Annotated in this window: 7 protein-coding genes and 1 pseudogene; 5 read left to right on the forward strand and 3 right to left on the reverse strand. The window is 34.1% G+C overall.

What is annotated here, in order from left to right:
• Positions 1 to 215: 215 nt before the first annotated feature.
• Complete coding sequence (locus F6K13_RS18405; RefSeq protein ID WP_124142640.1) at positions 216 to 695, reverse strand: hypothetical protein; 480 nt, start codon at positions 693 to 695, stop codon at positions 216 to 218.
• Here F6K13_RS18405 and F6K13_RS18410 point away from each other — a divergent pair, their 5' ends adjacent.
• Both F6K13_RS18410 and F6K13_RS18415 read left to right on the forward strand, forming a co-directional pair.
• A complete protein-coding gene (locus F6K13_RS18410) occupies positions 696 to 797 on the forward strand; it encodes a HEAT repeat domain-containing protein (protein WP_287284230.1) in 102 nt (33 codons plus the stop codon).
• 3 nt (positions 798 to 800) lie between these two features.
• Positions 801 to 968, forward strand: coding sequence for a hypothetical protein (locus tag F6K13_RS18415; RefSeq protein WP_161564282.1), 168 nt, complete (start codon positions 801 to 803; stop codon positions 966 to 968).
• Positions 969 to 1,599: 631 nt separating this feature from the next.
• Here F6K13_RS18415 and F6K13_RS18420 read toward each other — a convergent pair.
• A complete protein-coding gene (locus F6K13_RS18420) occupies positions 1,600 to 2,172 on the reverse strand; it encodes a sugar O-acetyltransferase (RefSeq protein ID WP_124142642.1) in 573 nt (190 codons plus the stop codon).
• 461 nt (positions 2,173 to 2,633) lie between these two features.
• Between F6K13_RS18420 and F6K13_RS18425 the strand changes: the two are divergent.
• A pseudogene (locus F6K13_RS18425) lies at positions 2,634 to 3,284 on the forward strand (alpha/beta fold hydrolase); the annotation flags it as partial.
• Positions 3,285 to 3,431: 147 nt separating this feature from the next.
• Here the strand turns inward: F6K13_RS18425 and F6K13_RS18430 are convergent.
• Positions 3,432 to 3,983 (reverse strand): hypothetical protein, encoded by a 552-nt coding sequence (locus F6K13_RS18430; RefSeq protein ID WP_124146033.1) that lies wholly within the window; start codon positions 3,981 to 3,983, stop codon positions 3,432 to 3,434.
• A gap of 374 nt (positions 3,984 to 4,357) precedes the next feature.
• Between F6K13_RS18430 and F6K13_RS18435 the strand changes: the two genes are divergently transcribed.
• Complete coding sequence (locus F6K13_RS18435) at positions 4,358 to 4,585, forward strand: CP12 domain-containing protein (RefSeq protein ID WP_124146034.1); 228 nt, start codon at positions 4,358 to 4,360, stop codon at positions 4,583 to 4,585.
• 61 nt (positions 4,586 to 4,646) lie between these two features.
• On the forward strand, positions 4,647 to 4,877 hold a 231-nt coding region (locus F6K13_RS18440; RefSeq protein WP_287287962.1), incomplete at its 3' end, for a Mo-dependent nitrogenase C-terminal domain-containing protein.

Genomic DNA, 4,877 nt, shown 5'->3' on the forward strand with positions numbered 1-4,877 from the left:
TTAAATGGTATCAAAGCTATTTATTCTAACTCCTAACTCCTGACTCGGTGACTTCCCCTCCTGGGAGGGGTTAGGGGTGGGTTGACTCCTAAGAAATAACCTATTTATTTGTAGCAAATATTTATCACGCTTGGTATAACAGGTAAAAGTAAAAATGCTTTTAGACTATCAGAGTTCTCATAGAGGTGATACTTAAGAATAAACTACTATATCTTTCAAATACCTAACTTATATTCTCTGAAGTTTTCATAAGGATTGCCATTTACTCTTAAAACAGCTATAGGTTGGTTATTTTCATTTTTAACAATATAGTACCATTGGAATTCTGTGCGGTCATTGATTACTTTTAACAGTTCTGGCTTTCCTTGAAAAGCTGATGGAATCGCTTTTTCGTATTCTTTGGCCACAAATAAACATTCTAATTTTCTTTTGTCTTTTTCATGATAAATTGTCTGTGATGAATACCTCCAAATAATTGTATCATCTGTTTTATCTGACAGATATAAAGTCATCCTATTGACAAATGATAATTTCTGTACATTTTTAATTAAATTATTGAGGGTTTTTGGCACATTATTTTTAGGGGAAGCTATGATTTGACTGATTTGTTGTACAAATTTAGTTTGTAAATTTTGTATTTGTTCAGCAGCTATTCTTTTAAATACTTGAGTAAAGCAACTAATGCTTTGGTGCAATTGCTCGGGTCTACTTCCGATCCTAATATTCGTAGGGAAGCAGCAGAAAGTTTAGGGAAAATTAGCATGGGCAATGAGAAAGTAATTAATGCTTTCCTGTAATTGTTGGAGTCTACTTCTAATCATCATGCTCGTAGGGAAGCAGCAAAACTCTTAGGGAAAATTGACCCTGGCAATAAGAAGGCGATTAATGCTTTGCTACAGTTGTTGGTGTCTACTACAGAAAATTCTACTCCCAGGGAAGCAGTAGAACTCTTAGAGAAAAAGGGATAATTTTTCGGTGGTGGTGCATTTTCATTGGTTGTACATTGTCATTATTTTTGTTACAAGAACAGTGGGAGCATCTTGCTCCCATGCCAGACATCTATTGTTCTTTTAACCATTACGCGACCAAGATTACCCATTCATTTTTCTACCTTTTTCCCCTATTGTATTTCTGAATCTCCGGAGTTATGAGATCAACTCCGGTAGCATCCGTATTGTAAAGGTAAGGAAGAAGGAAGATGGAAAAAGGCTTTATTTATCTAGAACAGAAGACTTAAAAGTCTGAAAAAACTGAAATTTTCTGTAAATATTCACGCTTGGGTTTACATAAATGATACCAGCGGACATGATATGACTCGGTCTTCCTGACTTCAGCAGCTAAAAGCACATACTGCGTGCAAAGATACCAAATGGATTCTATATTATGATGGGTGGAGTAATTCATTAAGTTTTCAGGCATTGCTGAGGGGCGGGATGAATATAAGTGGGGTGGGTATCATGCCTGCGGTGAAAATATCAGGAACGGGCAAGATGCCCATTCCACAAAACTATTAAAATCATCCCGTATTTATGCAACGCCAGTTTTCAAAATAGAGTTAATCACGATAAATACTGTGTATACTTCAAAACTCTTTGTTATTCATTCAATTTCTTTAATTACGCGACAGGGGTTCCCCACTGCAACAACATTTTCAGGAATATCTTTCGTTACCACGCTTCCCGCCCCAATAACTGTATTTTTTCCAACCTTTAAACCAGGAAGAATGATACAACCCCCTCCTATCCAAACATTATCCCCTATTTCAATAGGATAAGCCATTTCTTTACCTGCAATTCTTTCTGTCACATTTATTGGATGAGTAGCAGTATAAATTTGTACATTAGGACTTAACTTTACATTACTACCAATTTTCACAATATTGCAGTCAAGAATAACACAACCAAAGTTGGCATAAAAATTATCTCCAATTTGGATATTATACCCGTAGTCACATTTAAAAGGAGATTCTATCCAACAATCTCGATCGGTTTGGAATAAATCTCTGATAATTTTGACCCTTTCTTCTTGACTGCCATCTGGAATATTATTCAATTTTTGACATAAACTTTTAGCTCTTTGTCTATCTTTTAGTAAGTCTTTATCAAAGCCATTATAATATTGCCCGTTTAGCATCTTTTGCTTTTCTGTAATTTGATTTTGGTTTGACTCCATAACAGAAATTAATACTTAGGATTGAACAAGGAAGATGGAAGATGGAAGATGGAAGATGGAAAAAGTTGATGGGGACTCCAACCCAAACTAATTGTAAACACCGCGAGTGGCGGCGGGGTATTAAACCCAAAAGATAAAAATAAAAAGGGTTTAGTAAATTTTTTATCTGAATTATCGTTATTAGGATCAGGACTTACGCAAATTGACTTTTAAACCACCATTTGTAGGGGCGAATGATATTCACCCTCGCTATATGTAGAGTCTCTGCGTAAGTCCTGAGGATGTAATTTACAGCATATTTCATATTAGTGAGGTACACCAGTCGCGGGCAAGATGCCCGCACTACAAAGACTTTACCATTTATATTTGTACCTCATCTACCTGCAATCTGCTGTAATTATATTAACTAGACTTGAAAGCAAGGTAAGGTATATAAAGAAAATTTTACAGAAAAAAAAATCATGGTCTCATCATTACCACTACATTTTCAACTCAAAGGAGAAGGTTTTCCCATTCTTTGCCTCCACGGACATCCAGGTTCAGGCCAATGTATGTCTGTCTTTACCAACTCCCTCTGCCAAAACTTTCAAACTATTGCTCCTGACTTAAGAGGTTATGGCAAAAGTTATACGAAAAAAGACTTTGAGATTACTCAACATTTAGTAGATTTAGAAATACTGCTAGACCAACTTCAAATCCCCAAATATTTTATATTAGGATGGTCGTTAGGTGGAATTATAGCAATGGAGTTAGCTCTAAAAAACCCAGAGAAAGTTGCAGGTCTGATTTTAATAGGTACCGCAGCACGACCTAGAGGTAATCATCCACCTATTACTTGGCAGGATAATCTTTATACTGGTTTAGCGGGGATCATAAATTGGTTGATGCCTGGATGGCAATGGAATATTGATACTTTTGGCAAGCGATCACTATTTAGATATCTCATTCAACAACACACTCCTGCCAGCTATAAATATTTAGCAAAAGAAGCCGTTTCTGCCTATTTACAAACTTCTAAATTTGCCACTAGAGCATTAAATCAAGCTTTAAGAAGTGACTATAACAGATTGAGCGCTCTGCCACAAATTCAATGTCCTTGCTTAGTATTATCTCATCCATCATCCTTATAAAAAGACTTTAAATAAATTTTTACTTCTGTGCCATAGTCAAGTAAGTTTAATTTTAGCGATCGCTCGCCTTTATTTTAACTAGCTATCAGCTTTTAGCATTCAGGATAAAAATCAACCTACAAAATTATTCTACTGCTGCAAAGTAGCTGCAACTTCTGGCAAAGACAACAACTTTTCATACAAAACATTAGCAAAAAATTCATTGCCAAATACAGAATAATGCCCATCACCTCCCAAGAATACTATTTCTACTTTGTCATTAGACATTATGTTTCTAAATTCAGCAATTAGATAGATATAAATTATGTTGCGTTTCTCTAACTCTACTTGTAGATATTGTCGCCAAAAATTAGATTCATTTCCATAATAGTCAGAACGAGTAGGTAAATAAACCACTACCAATTTACTATTTTTATCTCTATTTATTTCTGCCAAATCCTCAAATATTTTCATGGCTATAGCAGGAGTTTTTGTAACATATTGATTATCAGTTTCCAACTTTCTCGGAAACAATGTTTGCCAGAGACCTAAAAATCTTAACTCTTGAATATATCTGCTGCCTTCTCTAATTTTTGGAAATAAAAAAGCACCTCTAGGCACAGGAAAATTATGATTAACTAACTCCCCATTTTCTAAATACAGTAATGGTTTTCCATAACCAAAAAACTTTGCACTTTGCATCCGTAAAAAATCATCAGTAATAAAAGCAAATATCTGAATGTTATGCTCAAACTTAGTACCATCACGTTTGTACCATAAATAAACTTGGTCAACACCATTTAAAGTGTGTCAGTCTACTAGGAGGAATTACTACCTTAAATTAGTTTTTGAAAATAAAAATTAATTACTGAAATAAAATCTGGTTATACAGCGATCACGCAACTACATTATCAAATATTCTTTCTCTTCAGACTATTAACTCTTCATTTAAAGACATTTGGTTGAGAAGATAAGCTCTGCCTATAATTGATAAATATTTTTTATATAAAAACTATCTTGTAATCTGTTTTGATTATGTGTATATTAAAAGTATGAAGTAAAGCAGAGCAAAAGATATGTTTAGTAGCAGTTCAAAAAAGTCAACGATAACAACATTTACACGGACATATTCAGCCACGAATTTACAAGATATAGACAGTGCTAAATCTCCAATTGCTTGGCAAATATATGAAGAGTTTTTAGGCAGCATAGCTAATCAGCAGAAACATCAAATAGCTTCTATGTTTAATGATTACTGTAGACAAAATCCTCATGCTATTGAGTGCAGCATTTACTCATCATAATTCTCTTGGTTTTAACTATATATCATCATTACAATTAATTCAAAATAATAGGAGTAAAAAAATGCAAACTACTACTAATAATTGTCCCCAAAACCCCATTGATGTTTTGCTACAAACTTGCCGTAATTTTATAGAAAATATAGATATTAATAATCCTGAATTTGCCAGAAAATTATGTCAATTGATTCCGGCTCAATGCCCATTTGCCAGAGATATTAAATTCTTTGGTCGTACAGTTTTGCATATTCCACCTCTATGTAAACTAAATCCTTTTTACTATGAACTAATTAGT

Origin of the sequence: Okeania sp. SIO2B9 (genome assembly GCF_010672505.1) — a bacterium.
Classification (GTDB): domain Bacteria; phylum Cyanobacteriota; class Cyanobacteriia; order Cyanobacteriales; family Microcoleaceae; genus Okeania; species Okeania hirsuta.